At 62.5% G+C, this 15,294-nt stretch carries 14 protein-coding genes; 13 read left to right on the forward strand and 1 reads right to left on the reverse strand.

What is annotated here, in order from left to right; all coding sequences use genetic code 11:
* Positions 1-32: 32 nt before the first annotated feature.
* On the forward strand, positions 33-689 hold the full coding sequence (locus ACT6VE_RS15390; RefSeq protein WP_444799430.1) for a class I SAM-dependent methyltransferase: 657 nt from the start codon (positions 33-35) through the stop codon (positions 687-689).
* On the opposite strand, the gene ACT6VE_RS15395 is transcribed toward ACT6VE_RS15390, so the two are convergent.
* Positions 670-1,128: a hypothetical protein gene (locus tag ACT6VE_RS15395; RefSeq protein ID WP_444799431.1), complete on the reverse strand. Its 459-nt coding sequence runs from the start codon at positions 1,126-1,128 to the stop codon at positions 670-672. The genes ACT6VE_RS15390 and ACT6VE_RS15395 overlap by 20 nt on opposite strands.
* Before the next feature lie 300 nt (positions 1,129-1,428).
* On the opposite strand from ACT6VE_RS15395, the gene sdhC reads away from it, so the two are divergent.
* The 12 genes from sdhC to odhB all read left to right on the forward strand — a co-directional run bounded on the left by sdhC (position 1,429) and on the right by odhB (position 15,294).
* Positions 1,429-1,821 carry a succinate dehydrogenase, cytochrome b556 subunit gene (gene sdhC / locus ACT6VE_RS15400; RefSeq protein WP_444799432.1) on the forward strand — a complete coding sequence of 131 codons (393 nt, stop codon included), beginning with the start codon at positions 1,429-1,431 and terminating at the stop codon, positions 1,819-1,821.
* 10 nt (positions 1,822-1,831) lie between these two features.
* Entirely contained in the window at positions 1,832-2,212 is a 381-nt protein-coding gene (sdhD, locus tag ACT6VE_RS15405) for a succinate dehydrogenase, hydrophobic membrane anchor protein (RefSeq protein ID WP_444799433.1), read from the forward strand.
* A 6-nt stretch (positions 2,213-2,218) separates the two neighbouring features.
* Positions 2,219-4,060 (forward strand): succinate dehydrogenase flavoprotein subunit, encoded by a 1,842-nt coding sequence (gene sdhA / locus ACT6VE_RS15410; protein ID WP_444799434.1) that lies wholly within the window; start codon positions 2,219-2,221, stop codon positions 4,058-4,060.
* 18 nt (positions 4,061-4,078) lie between these two features.
* Complete coding sequence (locus ACT6VE_RS15415) at positions 4,079-4,858, forward strand: succinate dehydrogenase iron-sulfur subunit (RefSeq protein ID WP_444799435.1); 780 nt, start codon at positions 4,079-4,081, stop codon at positions 4,856-4,858.
* Positions 4,859-4,860: 2 nt separating this feature from the next.
* On the forward strand, positions 4,861-5,664 hold the full coding sequence (locus ACT6VE_RS15420) for a nucleotidyltransferase domain-containing protein (protein WP_444799436.1): 804 nt from the start codon (positions 4,861-4,863) through the stop codon (positions 5,662-5,664).
* A 156-nt stretch (positions 5,665-5,820) separates the two neighbouring features.
* Positions 5,821-6,366 (forward strand): protease inhibitor Inh/omp19 family protein, encoded by a 546-nt coding sequence (locus ACT6VE_RS15425; RefSeq protein ID WP_444799437.1) that lies wholly within the window; start codon positions 5,821-5,823, stop codon positions 6,364-6,366.
* A gap of 39 nt (positions 6,367-6,405) precedes the next feature.
* The gene (zapE, locus tag ACT6VE_RS15430; protein WP_444799438.1) at positions 6,406-7,599 is read left to right on the forward strand and encodes a cell division protein ZapE; all 1,194 of its coding nucleotides are present in this window, start codon (positions 6,406-6,408) and stop codon (positions 7,597-7,599) included.
* A 166-nt stretch (positions 7,600-7,765) separates the two neighbouring features.
* Positions 7,766-8,728, forward strand: a complete 963-nt coding sequence (mdh, locus tag ACT6VE_RS15435; RefSeq protein ID WP_444799439.1) for a malate dehydrogenase — start codon at positions 7,766-7,768, stop codon at positions 8,726-8,728.
* A gap of 25 nt (positions 8,729-8,753) precedes the next feature.
* Positions 8,754-9,947 carry an ADP-forming succinate--CoA ligase subunit beta gene (gene sucC, locus ACT6VE_RS15440; protein WP_444799440.1) on the forward strand — a complete coding sequence of 398 codons (1,194 nt, stop codon included), beginning with the start codon at positions 8,754-8,756 and terminating at the stop codon, positions 9,945-9,947.
* Positions 9,948-9,964: 17 nt separating this feature from the next.
* On the forward strand, positions 9,965-10,867 hold the full coding sequence (gene sucD / locus ACT6VE_RS15445; protein ID WP_069060768.1) for a succinate--CoA ligase subunit alpha: 903 nt from the start codon (positions 9,965-9,967) through the stop codon (positions 10,865-10,867).
* Between the two features lie 148 nt (positions 10,868-11,015).
* The gene (locus ACT6VE_RS15450; RefSeq protein WP_444799441.1) at positions 11,016-14,012 is read left to right on the forward strand and encodes a 2-oxoglutarate dehydrogenase E1 component; all 2,997 of its coding nucleotides are present in this window, start codon (positions 11,016-11,018) and stop codon (positions 14,010-14,012) included.
* A 52-nt stretch (positions 14,013-14,064) separates the two neighbouring features.
* Entirely contained in the window at positions 14,065-15,294 is a 1,230-nt protein-coding gene (gene odhB / locus ACT6VE_RS15455) for a 2-oxoglutarate dehydrogenase complex dihydrolipoyllysine-residue succinyltransferase (protein WP_444799442.1), read from the forward strand.

Below are 15,294 nucleotides of genomic sequence, written 5' to 3' on the forward strand. Positions count from 1 at the left end.
AACCGGTTCCCACTTTTCGGGACGATGCTTCGGTGAAAACCGACCCCGAAGTCTTCATCCGCGAAAACACCGATGTGCTGTCGCCGCCGCATGTGCCGGAGGTCAAGCTCAGGCTTGCCACCGAGGCGCATGAGCTCTGGCTGAAGACGGAGGAGGAGCTGGAGGCCATCGGCCTGCCGCCGCCGTTCTGGGCCTTTGCCTGGGCCGGCGGGCAGGGACTGGCTCGCCATGTGCTGGATCATCCGGGATTGGTTGCCGGCCGATCGGTGCTGGATTTCGCTAGCGGTTCCGGCCTTGTCGGCATCGCGGCGCGCCTGTCGGGAGCCTCAACTGTTCTGGCAGCGGATATCGACCCCTGGAGCGAAACCGCAATCCGGCTCAATACGGCGCTGAATGGCGTGGAACTCGCCTCTACCGCAGAAAATATGGTGGGCAGGGACGAGGGCTGGGATGTCGTGCTTGCCGGCGATGTCTTTTATGACCGGGTGTTTGCGGACGCCCTCATCCCGTGGTTTACCGCCCTTGCGGCGCGCGGGGCAATGGTGATCGTCGGCGATCCGGGCCGCGCCTACTGCCCGCGCGAGCGCATGGAAGCGCTCGCGATCTATACGGTGCCGGTGACGCGGGCGCTGGAGGACAGCGAAGCCAAGAAAACCACCGTCTGGCGGTTCAGGAACCCGGCCGGATGACGCAGACGCCGGCTTCCCACGAACAACCGTCCTGGCCTGGCGTGACCGTGATGACCTTGGGCCTGCGGTTTTCGACGAACGGCGCGTCGATCAGGTCGTCAGAATAACGGTCCCGGTCGATGTAGAAATACAGGCCGTTGCCGGGATCGCGGTAGGCCGAGATGGCGCCGCCGTAGAAGTTGCGGTCCTGCCGCCAATGGCGGTCGCGATTGCGCTCCACCCGGCGCTCATAACGGTTTCGGTCGCGCGGTCGCCATTCGCGACGGTCGCGCTGCGTCGTGACGCGGCCGCTGATGCTGTCCTGCGACAATTCGGAACCGCCCGACCATCCGATATCGGAATTGCGGTCGCTCGCCTGTGCGGCCGTCATGCCGCCCGCTGCCAATGCGACCGAAAGCACTAGAACTTTCGTCGCACGGGATACTGAAAACAGAGTCATTCTGTCCTGCCTTCCAGAATACGCTTAACAAATCCTTAATGGCAAGATGGGGCAGGGCCGGGCAAAAGTCACGGATTTGGTTATGAATTTTGGCGTTATCGTTAATTGGCGGAAAGCGTCTCGAAATGGCGCAAATCGCGATAGCCGTATAATCGATTAAATTCATTTTGCAGTGCAATGAGGCTTGTGGTCCCGCCCTCTGGTGAGTAAACGTCGCAATCACTACATTGTGCACAACATACTGCAATTCCGGAGAAAATTTGTCCAGTTTTTGGCTCTCCGGGGTTCCGTGAGGTTCAGATGACGAATGTCACTCGAAGCCGGCCGCTCTCGCCGCATCTCCAGGTCTACAAACCGATCCCGACGATGGTCATGTCCATCGTGCACCGCATCACCGGAGCAGCCCTCTATTTCGGTACCGTGCTGGTCGCCTGGTGGCTGATTGCCGCCGCGTCGGGCGAGGCCTATTTCGACTGGGCCAACTGGTTCTTCGGCTCGCTGATCGGTCGCCTCATTCTTTTCGGCTACACCTGGGCGCTGATGCAGCACATGCTCGGTGGCCTTCGCCACTTCATGTGGGACATGGGCCACGGCTACGAGAAGAACTTTTCAACCAAACTCGCCATCGCAACCCCGATCGTTTCCGTCGCCCTGACGGTGCTGATCTGGGTCGTCGGCTATCTGGCCCGCTGAGGAGAGCCCCATGGACATGCGCACGCCCCTCGGCAAGGTTCGCGGCCTCGGCTCGGCAAAGGACGGCACGGAGCATTTCTGGCGCCAGCGCCTGACGGCCGTCGCCAACGTTCCGCTCATCCTGTTCTTCATCGGCTTCCTCATCTGCTACAACGGCGCGTCCTTTGCCGAAGTGACGGCAGCGCTGTCGAACCCGATCGTCGCCGTCCTCATGGGCCTTGTCGTCGTCTCTGGCCTCATCCACATGAAGCTCGGCATGCAGGTCATCATCGAGGACTACGTGCATGCGGAGGGCATCAAGATCGGCCTTCTCATGCTCAACACCTTCTTCGCGATTCTCGTCGGCGGGCTCTGTCTTTTCGCCGTCCTCAAAATCGCTTTCGCAGGATAATCCATCATGGCAGCGATCTCCTCCCCGGCGGCCAACGGCAAGGCCTATAACTATGTGGACCACTCCTTCGACGTGATCGTCGTCGGCGCCGGCGGTGCGGGTCTGCGCGCCACGCTCGGCATGGCCGAGCAAGGCCTCAAGACCGCCTGCATCACCAAGGTTTTCCCGACACGTTCGCACACGGTCGCCGCCCAGGGCGGCATCGCGGCCTCGCTGCAGAACATGACGCCGGATTCTTGGCAGTGGCACCTCTACGACACCGTCAAAGGCTCCGACTGGCTCGGCGACGTCGACGCCATGCAGTACCTCGCCATGGAAGCGCCGAAGGCGGTCTATGAGCTGGAGCATTACGGCGTGCCCTTCTCGCGCAACGCGGAAGGCAAGATCTACCAGCGGCCGTTCGGCGGCCATATGCAGAACTATGGCGAAGGCCCGCCGGTGCAGCGCACCTGTGCCGCCGCCGACCGGACCGGTCACGCCATCCTGCACACGCTCTATGGCCAGTCGCTCAAGCACAATGCGGAATTCTTCATCGAGTATTTCGCGCTCGACCTGATCATGGCGCCCGATGGCCGTTGCACCGGTGTCGTCGCCTGGAACCTCGATGACGGTACGATCCACCGCTTCGCCGCCAAGATGGTGGTGCTGGCAACCGGCGGCTATGGCCGCGCCTACTTCTCCGCCACCTCGGCCCATACCTGCACGGGCGACGGCGGCGGCATGATCGCGCGTGCCGGCCTGCCCTTGCAGGACATGGAATTCGTGCAGTTCCACCCGACCGGCATCTATGGCGCGGGCTGCCTCATCACCGAAGGTGCACGCGGCGAAGGCGGCTATCTCGTCAATTCGGAGGGCGAGCGCTTCATGGAGCGCTATGCCCCGTCGGCGAAGGACCTCGCATCGCGCGACGTCGTCTCGCGCTGCATGACGATGGAAATCCGTGAAGGCCGCGGCGTCGGCAAGAACAAGGACCACATCTACCTGCATCTCGACCATCTCGATCCGGCCGTGCTGCACGAGCGCCTGCCCGGCATTTCCGAGAGCGCAAAAATCTTTGCCGGCGTCGACGTGACGCGCGAGCCGATCCCGGTTCTGCCGACCGTGCACTACAATATGGGCGGCGTGCCGACCAACTATTGGGGCGAAGTGCTGAATGCCAACAGCGAGAACCCGGAGCGCATCGCGCCCGGCCTGATGGCTGTCGGCGAAGCCGGATGTGCCTCGGTACACGGCGCCAACCGTCTCGGCTCGAACTCGCTGATCGACCTTGTGGTGTTCGGCCGCGCCGCCGCCATCCGCGCCGGCCAGGTGATCGATCGCGTCGGCGCCGTGCCGGCGCTCGACATTGCCGCCTGCGACAAGATCATGGACCGTTTCGATCGCCTGCGGAACGCCAATGGCGGCACGCCGACGGCGATCCTGCGCGACAAGATGCAGCGCACGATGCAGGATGACGCGGCGGTGTTCCGCACCCAGGAATCGCTCGAAAGCGGCTGCAAGCGCATGACGGCGATCTGGAAGGAGCTGCCGGACGTCAAGGTCACCGACCGCTCGATGATCTGGAACTCCGACCTCGTCGAGACGCTGGAGCTGGAAAACCTGATGGCAAACGCCATCACCACGGTCTACGGCGCGGAAGCGCGCAAGGAAAGCCGCGGCTCGCATGCCCGCGAAGACTATGTCGACGGCCCCTTCGCTGGCCGCGACGACGTCAACTGGCGCAAGCACACTCTGTCCTGGGTGAACGAGGCGGGCGACGTATCGCTCGACTATCGCCCGGTGCACACCGACCTCATCGCGGACGGGATCGATCCCAAGAAGATCGAGCCCAAGGCCCGCGTCTACTGATCCCGAGGAGAACAGGACATGGTTGAACTCGCTCTCCCGAAAAACTCGCAGATGACCGAAGGCAAGGTCTGGCCGAAGCCGGCCGGCGCCACGAACACCCGCGAGTTCCGTATCTACCGCTGGAACCCGGACGACGGGAAGAACCCGTCGATCGACACCTTCACCATCGACGTCGACGATTGCGGCCCGATGGTGCTGGATGCGCTGCTCTATATCAAGAACAAGATCGACCCGACGCTGACGCTGCGCCGCTCCTGCCGCGAGGGCATCTGCGGCTCCTGCGCCATGAACATCGACGGCACCAACACGCTCGCCTGCACCAAGGGCATGGACGAGGTGAAGGGCACGGTAAAGGTCTATCCGCTGCCGCATATGCCGGTGGTGAAGGATCTTATTCCAGACCTCACCAATTTCTACGCCCAGCACCGCTCGATCGAGCCGTGGCTCAAAACCGTGTCGCCGACGCCGGCCAAGGAATGGAAACAGAGCCACGACGACCGCCAGAAGCTCGACGGCCTCTATGAGTGCATCCTGTGTGCCTGCTGCTCGACCTCCTGTCCGAGCTACTGGTGGAACGGCGACCGCTATCTCGGCCCGGCCGTCCTCCTCCAGGCCTACCGCTGGCTGATCGACAGCCGCGACGAAGCAACGGGCGAGCGTCTCGACAATCTGGAAGACCCCTTCCGCCTCTATCGCTGCCACACGATCATGAACTGCGCCCAGGCCTGCCCGAAGGGGCTGAACCCGGCCAAGGCCATCGGCGAAATCAAGAAGATGATGATCGAGCGCCGTCTCTGACCATGCTGGACGGTTTCGCACCCGAAATCGTCGCAGAGATTCGCCGTCGTCTGGACAGCGTGCGGGCGCAGGGCATTCGCATTGGTTTTGCCATCGAAAGCGGCAGTCGTGCCTGGGGATTTCCTTCGCCTGACAGCGACTACGATTGCCGCTTCGTCTATGTGCGGCCGGTGACGGACCATCTGAGCTTGAATGCGGCGCGAGACGTGATCGAGTTTCCGATTGTCGGTCTCGTCGATACGGGCGGCTGGGATCTTCGCAAGGCACTTCTTCTCGCCCTTTCGGGCAATGCCGTGATCATCGAGTGGCTGAAATCGCCGCTGGTCTACGAGGAAGAAGCGGGCTTCCGTGCTCGAATGTCTGCGCTGCTCGACGAGATCGTCGAGCCGCAGCGGGTGGCCAAGCACTATGTAGGGCTTCTGCAAAAGCACGCCGGCGATGGCCCGCTCGAATCGGCCAGATTGAAGAAATTCCTTTACGCGCTTCGTCCCGCAATCGCGCTTGCCTGGATGTCGGCGCGGGATTTCAAGTCGCTGCCGCCGATGAACATGGTGGAATGCATGGAGGGTGTAGCGCTTCCGGATGAGGTCACGCGCGAAACCTTGCTGCTCATAGACACCAAGAAACGGACACGGGAGATGGGTGAGGGCGTGCCACATCCGGCCTTGCGGGCCTTTGTAGCGGAGACCCACGCTCGCTTCGCCGACATGGATAAGCAGGTACTAAAAACTGCACCTGACGTCGACTGGCGAAAAGAAAAGGCGAATGCGTTCTACCGAGCCGAAGTTCTTAGCGGGTCGTCCTAGAGAGTGTCGGCAAGTTTACTGCGCGTAAAGTAAACGTGTGACAGACTCCGTGAACTCGAAACATGCTCACCGACACTTGATTTAAACCAACGATTCACGCTAATTCGCCATGATTGTCGCGTATGCACGGCATCGCACGAAGGCAGGAGTAACGACATGCGGATTGTACATGTAGCAGGCGGGCTGATGATGGCGCTTGCTCTGGCTGGTTGCCAGCGGACTTCGTCGATGGACAGCGTGAATACGCAGCAGAACCTCACGCCGCTGGAAGCCCAGCCGATTGGGACTGTCCAGTCGAGCCAGCTTCCGGACCCCACTACCGATACCTCGCAGTTCCCGGCAAAGCCGACGACCGAGACGGCGATGGCGACCGGCACCGGCGTTGCTGGCGGCGCGGTGGATGCGGCGGCAACGACGGCGCTCGATGTCACCAAGGAATCCATGGTCGGCAACTGGCGCGTGGCAAGCGGCCCCTCCTCCTGCGACATGTTCCTGACGCTCACCAACCTTGGCGGCGGGTCGCGCGGCGGTACGCGCGGTTGCGCCGGCGAGCTGACGGCGATGGGCTCCTGGGAAGTCGCCGGCAAGCAGGTCGTGCTGAAGGACCGTGCCGGCAACGCGATCGCGCGCCTCTACAAGTCGGCGGATGCCCGCTTCAACGGCACGACCAATTCGGGCCAGCCCGTCAGCCTCTCGCGCTGATCCCCCTTTAGATCTCTCCGATACGGGTAGCCTCCGCCTATGGGCAAGGACTGGGACAGGGGTTCGACGCATCCGGACCACGGTGTTTCGGATCGGCTTGAAGCGCTTGTCGCAAGCGGTGAGTTGAAGCCGGACCAAGCCCAGAGGGCGATGGCGGCGCGTTTCGACCGCCTGCTTGTCGAGCTTCATGCCCAGCGGCCGGCACGCAAGTCGAGTGCGCTCGGCTGGCTCTTCGCCTCCCGCAAGCCCGAGACCGTCAGTGCGCCCAAGGGGCTCTACATTCATGGCGGCGTCGGGCGTGGCAAGACCATGCTCATGGACATGTTTTTCGAGCAGGCGCGGGTGAAGCGCAAGCGCCGGGCGCATTTCCATGAATTCATGGCCGATGTGCACGATCGTATCCACAAACATCGCCAGAAGCTGAAAGCCGGCGAGACCAGGCAGGCCGATCCCGTGCCGCCGGTCGCCGAAAGCCTGATCGAGGAGGCGCGGCTTCTCTGCTTCGACGAATTTTCCGTGACCGACATTGCCGACGCGATGATCCTGTCGCGTCTCTTCGGCGAACTGTTCCGGCGCGGCTGCATTCTGGTCGCGACGTCGAATGTCGAGCCGGACAATCTTTATCGGGACGGCCTCAACCGCAGCCTTTTCCTGCCGTTTGTCGATCTCCTCAAGCAGTATGTCGAGATCGTGCCGCTCGATTCCCTGACGGATTACCGGCTGGAGAAGGACAGCGGTCTGCCGGTCTTTCGCTATCCGCTGAGCGTCGAAGCCGATATGGCGATGGATGCGGCGTGGCGGCGCGAGACGGCGGGCAGGGCGGTCACATCCGAGACGATTTCCTTCCGGGGCAGAAAAATTGCCGTGCCGCAGGCGGCAGGCCGCATTGCGCGTTTTTCCTTCGCCGATCTCTGCGAGCGGCCGCTGGGCGCGGCCGACTATCTGGAAATCCTCGCGCATTACGACACGCTGTTCGTCGATCATGTGCCTTTGCTCGGGGCGGAAAAGCGCAACGAGACGAAGCGCTTCATCAACCTCGTCGATACGATCTACGATCATCGCGCGCGGCTCTTCGCTTCGGCTGCGGCGGCACCGGAGAGCCTGCTTGTAACCCGAAAGGGTACGGAAGGCTTCGAGTTCGACCGCACGGTATCGCGCCTCATCGAGATCCGCAGCACCGAGTATCTGGCCGACCATAAGGCCCGTTACACCAGTCACGTGACGGAAGCGTGACGGTAATTCTTACGTTTACGTAAGAGTTTTTACATCTAACCGATTGAAAAGCCTCACTCCAAAAGTATGTATTGAATTTTTAACGGGAGGGGCGTAAGCCCTTGCGCCGAAAGGTCCTGCAATTGCGACATTCGGGACCTGTTGATCGGAGCAAGAGGAAGCTTTCATGGCCCGCAAGAAGATCGCACTTATTGGTTCTGGAATGATCGGTGGCACGCTGGCGCATCTCGCCAGCCTGAAGGAACTGGGCGACATCGTCCTCTTCGACATCGCCGACGGCATTCCGCAGGGTAAGGGCCTCGACATCGCCCAGTCCGCGCCGGTCGAAGGTTTTAACGCCTCGCTGACAGGTGCAAGCGACTACGCGGCCATCGAAGGCGCGGATGTCTGCATCGTCACCGCCGGTGTTGCCCGCAAGCCCGGCATGAGCCGCGACGACCTGCTCGGCATCAACCTCAAGGTCATGGAACAGGTCGGCGCCGGCATCAAGAAGTATGCCCCGAACGCCTTCGTCATCTGCATCACCAACCCGCTCGACGCGATGGTCTGGGCGCTGCAGAAGTTCTCCGGCCTGCCGAAGAACATGGTCGTCGGCATGGCCGGCGTGCTGGATAGTGCCCGCTTCCGCCACTTCCTTTCCGAAGAATTCAAGGTTTCCGTCCAGGACGTCACCGCCTTCGTTCTCGGCGGCCACGGCGACACGATGGTGCCGCTCGCCCGCTACTCGACCGTCGGCGGCATTCCGCTGACCGACCTCGTCAAGATGGGCTGGGTCACCAAGGAACGCCTCGAAGAAATCATCCAGCGCACCCGTGACGGCGGCGCTGAAATCGTCGGCCTGCTCAAGACCGGCTCGGCCTACTACGCGCCTGCCGCTTCGGCGATCGAAATGGCCGAATCCTTCCTCAAGGACAAGAAGCGTGTCCTGCCCTGCGCGGCCTACCTTTCCGGCCAGTACGGCGTGAAGGACATGTATGTCGGCGTGCCCACCATCATCGGCGAAGGTGGTGTCGAGCGCATCATCGAAGTCGAGTTCAACAAGGCCGAACAGGAAGCTTTCGAGAAGTCGGTCGGTGCCGTTGCGGGTCTTTGCGAAGCCTGCATCAACATCGCGCCTTCGCTGAAGTAATCCGGTATCAGGATAGGAATCCCCTATGAACATTCATGAATATCAGGGCAAGGCTCTGCTGAAGAGCTTTGGTGCTCCGGTCGCCGAAGGCGTTGCCATCTTCTCCGCCGACGAGGCGGAAGCGGCTGCGAAGTCGCTTCCCGGTCCGCTCTACGTGGTCAAGAGCCAGATTCACGCCGGTGGCCGCGGCAAGGGCAAGTTCAAGGAACTCGGCCCCGACGCCAAGGGTGGTGTGCGCCTCGCCTTCTCGATCGAGGAAGCCAAGGCTCACGCCAAGGACATGCTCGGCAACACGCTGGTCACCGCGCAGACCGGTCCCGCCGGCAAGCAGGTGAACCGCCTCTATATCGAGGACGGCGCCGACATCGACCGTGAACTTTACCTGTCGCTGCTCGTCGACCGCTCCGTCGGCCAGGTTGCCTTCGTCGTTTCGACCGAAGGCGGCATGGACATCGAGGCCGTCGCCCACGACACGCCGGAAAAGATCCTCACCGTCGCGATCAACCCGGAAGCCGGCGTCACCGCCGACGACCTGGCGAAGCTCACCTCGGCCCTGAAGCTTGAAGGCGAAGCCAAGGCTGACGCCGAAAAGCTCTTCCCGATCCTCTACAAGGCCTTTGTCGAGAAGGACATGAGCCTGCTCGAGATCAACCCGCTGATCGTCATGAAGAACGGCCGCATGCGCGTTCTCGACGCCAAGGTCTCGTTCGACGGCAACGCGCTGTTCCGCCACGACGACATCAAGGCGCTGCGCGACGAAACCGAAGAAGACGCCAAGGAAATCGAGGCCTCCAAGTGGGATCTCGCCTATGTGGCGCTCGACGGCAACATCGGCTGTATGGTCAACGGTGCCGGGCTCGCCATGGCGACGATGGACATCATCAAGCTGTACGGCAAGGAGCCGGCGAACTTCTGCGACGTCGGCGGCGGCGCCGGCAAGGAGAAGGTCGCTGCGGCCTTCAAGATCATCACGGCCGACCCGAAGGTCGAGGGTATCCTCGTCAACATCTTCGGCGGCATCATGAAGTGCGATGTCATCGCTGAAGGCGTCGTCGCGGCCGTGCAGGAAGTGGGCCTCAAGGTTCCGCTGGTCGTTCGTCTCGAAGGCACGAATGTCGAACTTGGCAAGAAGATCCTGAACGAATCGGGCCTGGCGATCACCGCCGCCGACGATCTGGACGATGCTGCCAAGAAGATCGTTGCCGCGATCAACGGCTAATTGAAGGACCTGACCTCATGTCGATTCTCGTCAACAAGAACACCAAGGTCCTCGTTCAGGGCCTGACCGGCAAGACCGGTACCTTCCACACCGAGCAGGCGCTCGCCTATTACGGCACGCAGATGGTCGGCGGTATCCACCCGAAGAAGGGCGGCGAAACCTGGACCGGCTCGAAGGGCGAAAGCCTGCCGATCTTTGCCTCGGTTGCCGAAGCCAAGGAAAAGACCGGCGCGGACGCTTCCGTGATCTACGTTCCGCCGGCAGGTGCTGCGGACGCCATCATCGAGGCGATCGAAGCGGAAATCCCGTTCATCACCTGTATCACCGAAGGCATCCCGGTTGCCGACATGGTGCGCGTCAAGGCCCGCCTCGACCGCTCCTCCTCGCGCCTGCTTGGCCCGAACTGCCCGGGCATCCTGACGCCGGAAGAATGCAAGATCGGCATCATGCCAGGCTCGATCTTCCGCAAGGGTTCGGTCGGCATCGTCTCGCGCTCCGGCACGCTGACCTATGAAGCCGTCTTTCAGACTTCCAACGAAGGCCTCGGCCAGACGACGGCTGTCGGCATCGGCGGCGACCCGGTCAAGGGCACCGAATTCATCGACGTGCTGGAGATGTTCCTGGCGGACGACGCCACGACCTCCATCATCATGATCGGCGAAATCGGCGGTTCGGCTGAAGAAGATGCGGCGCAGTTCCTCATCGACGAAGCCAAGAAGGGTCGCAAGAAGCCGATGGCCGGCTTCATCGCGGGCCGTACTGCGCCGAAGGGCCGCACCATGGGCCACGCCGGCGCTGTCGTTTCCGGCGGCAAGGGCGATGCGGAATCCAAGATTTCCGCGATGGAAGCCGCGGGCATCCGCGTCTCGCCGTCGCCGGCACGTCTCGGCAAGACCCTCGTCGAAGTCCTGAAGGGCTGAGACATCAGAACTGGATGGGCCGGCTGAAAATGCCGGCCGGTCCGTCACTTCCCGGCGCGGTGCGGACAGGCACGCGACGGGTGGCAAACCGGGAAAAGCCCGGTCAACACGATCGTTCGGGAGGCGGGTGCTACGCCCGCGAAATACCATGGCACGACTAGACGCCAACGAACAATTTCTCGCCACGTCCTTCCTCGACGGCGCGAACGCAGCCTATATCGAACAGCTCTATGCGAAGTATGAGGCGAACCCCGCTTCCGTCGGCGAAGAGTGGCAGGCCTTCTTCAAGGCCCTCGAAGACCAGCCCTCTGACATTGTGAAGGCCGCCAAGGGCGCCTCGTGGCAGCGGACGAACTGGCCCATCGTCGCCAATGGCGAACTCGTCTCGGCGCTCGACGGCAACTGGGGCGTCGTCGAGAAGGTGCTTGAGAAGAAGGTCCAGGCCAAGGCGGAAGCCGTTGCCGTCAAGACCGGTGCGCCCATCAACCAGGCCGACATCAACCAGGCGACGCGCGACAGCGTGCGCGCCATCATGATGATCCGCGCCTACCGCGCCCGCGGCCACCTGCACGCGAAGCTCGACCCGCTCGGCATTGCCGCACCCGTCGAGGACTATCACGAGCTGTCGCCGTCGAACTACGGCTTCACCGATGCCGACCTCGACCGCAAGATCTTCATCGACAACGTGCTCGGCCTCGAATACGCGAGCATTCGCGAAATGGTCGAAATCCTCGAGCGCACCTATTGCTCGACGATCGGCGTCGAGTTCATGCACATCTCCAACCCGGAAGAGAAGGGCTGGATCCAGGAACGCATCGAAGGCCCGGACAAGGGCGTCGACTTCACGCCGGAAGGCAAGAAGGCGATCCTGCAGAAGCTGATCGAGTCGGAAGGTTTCGAGCAGTTCATCGACGTCAAGTACAAGGGCACCAAGCGCTTCGGCCTCGACGGCGGCGAATCGCTGATCCCGGCACTTGAGCAGATCATCAAGCGCGGCGGCCAGCTCGGCCTCAAGGAAATCGTGCTCGGCATGGCGCATCGCGGCCGCCTCAACGTTCTGACGAACGTGATGGCCAAGCCCCACCGCGCCGTCTTCCACGAGTTCAAGGGCGGCTCCTACGCCCCGGACGAAGTGGAAGGCTCCGGCGACGTGAAGTACCATCTCGGCGCTTCCTCGGACCGCGAGTTCGACGGCAACAAGGTGCATCTGTCACTGACCGCCAACCCCTCGCATCTCGAAATCGTCAACCCGGTCGTCATGGGCAAGGCGCGCGCCAAGCAGGACCAGATGGCGAAGGTCTTCGAGGGCGACATCATTCCGTTGTCCGAGCGGGCGCAGGTCATGCCGCTGCTGCTGCACGGCGATGCGGCCTTTGCCGGCCAGGGTGTTACGGCTGAAATCCTCGGCCTGTCGGGCCTGCGCGGCCATCGCGTTGCCGGCACGGTGCACGTGATCATCAACAACCAGATCGGCTTCACCACCAATCCGGCGTTTTCGCGCTCCTCGCCCTATCCGTCGGACGTCGCCAAGATGATCGAGGCGCCGATCTTCCACATCAACGGCGACGATCCGGAAGCGGTTGTCTACGCTGCGAAGATCGCCACCGAATTCCGGATGAAGTTCCACAAGCCGGTCGTCATCGACATGTTCTGCTACCGTCGCTTCGGCCACAACGAAGGCGACGAGCCGGCGTTCACGCAGCCGAAGATGTACAAGGCGATCCGCGCCCACAAGACCGTGGTCAACATCTATGCCGCGCGCCTCATTGCCGAGGGCGTGATCAGCGAGGGCGAATTCGAGAAGATGAAGGCCGACTGGCGCGCCAACCTCGAACAGGAGTTCGAGATCGGCCAGTCCTACAAGCCGAACAAGGCCGACTGGCTGGACGGCGTCTGGTCGGGCCTGCGCTCGGCCGACAATCAGGACGAACAGCGTCGCGGCAAGACCTCCGTGCCGATGAAGCAGCTGAAGGAAATCGGGCGTAAGATCTCGACCATCCCGGAAGGTTTCCGCGCCCACAAGACCATCCAGCGGTTCATGGACAACCGCATGCAGATGGTCGAGACGGGCGAGGGTATCGACTGGGCGATGGCCGAGGCGCTCGCTTTCGGTACGCTCTGCGTCGAGGGCACGAAGATCCGCCTGTCCGGTCAGGATTGCGAACGCGGCACCTTCTCGCAGCGCCATTCGGTGCTCTACGATCAGGAGACCGAAGACCGCTACATACCGCTCGCCAACCTCGCACCGACCCAGGCCCGCTACGAGGTCATCAACTCGATGCTCTCGGAAGAGGCCGTGCTCGGTTTCGAATATGGCTATTCGCTGGCCCGTCCGAACGCGCTGACGCTGTGGGAAGCCCAGTTCGGCGACTTTGCCAACGGTGCGCAGGTCGTCTTCGACCAGTTCATCTCGTCGGGCGAACGCAAGTGGCTGCGCATGTCGGGTCTCGTCTGCCTGCTGCCGCACGGCTATGAGGGCCAGGGTCCGGAGCACTCCTCCGCCCGCCTCGAACGCTGGCTGCAGATGTGCGCCGAAGACAACATGCAGGTCGCCAACGTCACGACGCCGGCGAACTACTTCCACATCCTGCGCCGTCAGGTGAAGCGCGACTTCCGCAAGCCGCTGATCATGATGACGCCGAAGTCGCTGCTTCGTCACAAGAAGGCGGTTTCGTCGCTGTCGGAAATGGCCGGCGAAAGCTCGTTCCACCGCCTCTTGTGGGACGATGCGGAGGTCATCAAGGACGGCCCGATCAAGCTGCAGAAGGACGCGAAGATCCGTCGCGTCGTGATGTGCTCGGGCAAGGTCTATTACGACCTTCTGGAAGAGCGCGAAAAGCGCGGCATCGACGACGTCTACCTGCTGCGCCTGGAACAGCTCTATCCGTTCCCGGCCAAGGCGCTGATCAACGAGCTGTCGCGCTTCCGCAATGCCGAGATGGTGTGGTGCCAGGAAGAGCCCAAGAACATGGGCGGCTGGGCGTTCATCGACCCCTATCTCGAATGGGTGCTTGCCCATATCGACGCCAAGTACCAGCGCGTGCGCTACACCGGCCGTCCGGCCGCTGCCTCGCCGGCAACAGGCCTGATGTCGAAGCACCTCGCGCAGCTCGCTGCCTTCCTTGAGGACGCACTGGGCGGTTGATCCGCCCAGTTCCCCGCACCCGCGACAACGAAATCAAGAACGGAACACACTCATGGCTACCGAAATCCGCGTCCCGACTTTGGGCGAATCCGTCAGCGAAGCCACCGTCGGCACCTGGTTCAAGAAGGTCGGCGACGTCATCAAGGCCGACGAGCCGCTCTGTGAGCTCGAAACCGACAAGGTGACGATCGAAGTGCCCGCACCGGCCGCAGGCGTGCTGTCGGAAATCGTCGCGAATGCCGGCGACACCGTTGCGCCCGGCGGGCTGCTTGGTCAGATCTCCGCAGGCGCCTCTGCCGGCGCGAGCGCGCCTGCTGCTGCCGAGAAGGCTGTCGCTGCCGCTCCGGCTGCTGAAGCCAAGCCTGCCGCTGCTGCATCCTCCATGCCGCCGGCCCCGTCCGCTGCAAAGCTGCTTGCCGAAAACAACGTCTCGGCCGATCAGGTCGATGGTTCGGGCAAGCGTGGCCAGGTGCTGAAGGGTGACGTCATTGCCGCTGTTGCCAAGGGCATCACGGCAACCCCTGCCGCCGCCGCGGAACCGGTCAAGGTTGTCGCTCGTGTAGCCTCTACGGAAGCCGATGCGCCGCGCGAAGAGCGCGTGAAGATGACGCGCCTGCGCCAGACGATCGCCAAGCGCCTCAAGGATGCGCAGAACACCGCCGCCATGCTCACCACCTACAACGAGGTGGACATGTCGGCCGTGATGGACCTGCGCAACCGCTACAAGGACCTGTTCGAGAAGAAGCACGGCGTAAAACTCGGCTTCATGGGCTTCTTCACCAAGGCCGTGACGCACGCGCTGAAGGAACTCCCGGCGGTCAACGCCGAGATCGACGGCACCGACATCATCTACAAGAACTACTGCCACATCGGCGTCGCCGTCGGCACGGACAAGGGTCTTGTCGTTCCGGTCGTGCGCGATGCCGACCAGATGTCGATTGCCGAGATTGAAAAGGACATCGGCCGCCTCGGCAAGCTCGCCCGTGACGGCGCGCTCTCCATGGCCGACATGCAGGGCGGCACGTTCACCATCTCGAACGGCGGCGTCTACGGTTCGCTGATGTCCTCGCCGATCCTCAACGCTCCGCAGTCCGGCATTCTCGGCATGCACAAGATCCAGGAGCGCCCGGTCGTCGTCGGCGGCCAGATCGTCATCCGCCCGATGATGTATCTCGCCCTCTCCTATGACCACCGCATGGTCGACGGCAAGGAAGCGGTTACCTTCCTGGTCCGCGTCAAGGACAGCCTGGAAGATCCGGAACGTCTCGTTCTCGATCTGTAA

Source organism: Shinella sp. (assembly GCF_052438155.1).
In the GTDB taxonomy this organism is placed as follows: Bacteria; Pseudomonadota; Alphaproteobacteria; order Rhizobiales; family Rhizobiaceae; genus Shinella.

Coding starts and splice junctions, on each gene's coding strand:
- ACT6VE_RS15415 (WP_444799435.1), top strand. CDS start 4,079: ATGGTTGAACTCGCTCTCCCGAAAAACTCGCAGATGACCGAAGGCAAG.
- sucD (WP_069060768.1), top strand. CDS start 9,965: ATGTCGATTCTCGTCAACAAGAACACCAAGGTCCTCGTTCAGGGCCTG.
- ACT6VE_RS15395 (WP_444799431.1), bottom strand. CDS start 1,128: ATGACTCTGTTTTCAGTATCCCGTGCGACGAAAGTTCTAGTGCTTTCG.
- sdhD (WP_444799433.1), top strand. CDS start 1,832: ATGGACATGCGCACGCCCCTCGGCAAGGTTCGCGGCCTCGGCTCGGCA.
- sdhA (WP_444799434.1), top strand. CDS start 2,219: ATGGCAGCGATCTCCTCCCCGGCGGCCAACGGCAAGGCCTATAACTAT.
- ACT6VE_RS15420 (WP_444799436.1), top strand. CDS start 4,861: ATGCTGGACGGTTTCGCACCCGAAATCGTCGCAGAGATTCGCCGTCGT.
- sdhC (WP_444799432.1), top strand. CDS start 1,429: ATGACGAATGTCACTCGAAGCCGGCCGCTCTCGCCGCATCTCCAGGTC.
- mdh (WP_444799439.1), top strand. CDS start 7,766: ATGGCCCGCAAGAAGATCGCACTTATTGGTTCTGGAATGATCGGTGGC.
- sucC (WP_444799440.1), top strand. CDS start 8,754: ATGAACATTCATGAATATCAGGGCAAGGCTCTGCTGAAGAGCTTTGGT.
- ACT6VE_RS15450 (WP_444799441.1), top strand. CDS start 11,016: ATGGCACGACTAGACGCCAACGAACAATTTCTCGCCACGTCCTTCCTC.
- odhB (WP_444799442.1), top strand. CDS start 14,065: ATGGCTACCGAAATCCGCGTCCCGACTTTGGGCGAATCCGTCAGCGAA.
- ACT6VE_RS15425 (WP_444799437.1), top strand. CDS start 5,821: ATGCGGATTGTACATGTAGCAGGCGGGCTGATGATGGCGCTTGCTCTG.
- zapE (WP_444799438.1), top strand. CDS start 6,406: ATGGGCAAGGACTGGGACAGGGGTTCGACGCATCCGGACCACGGTGTT.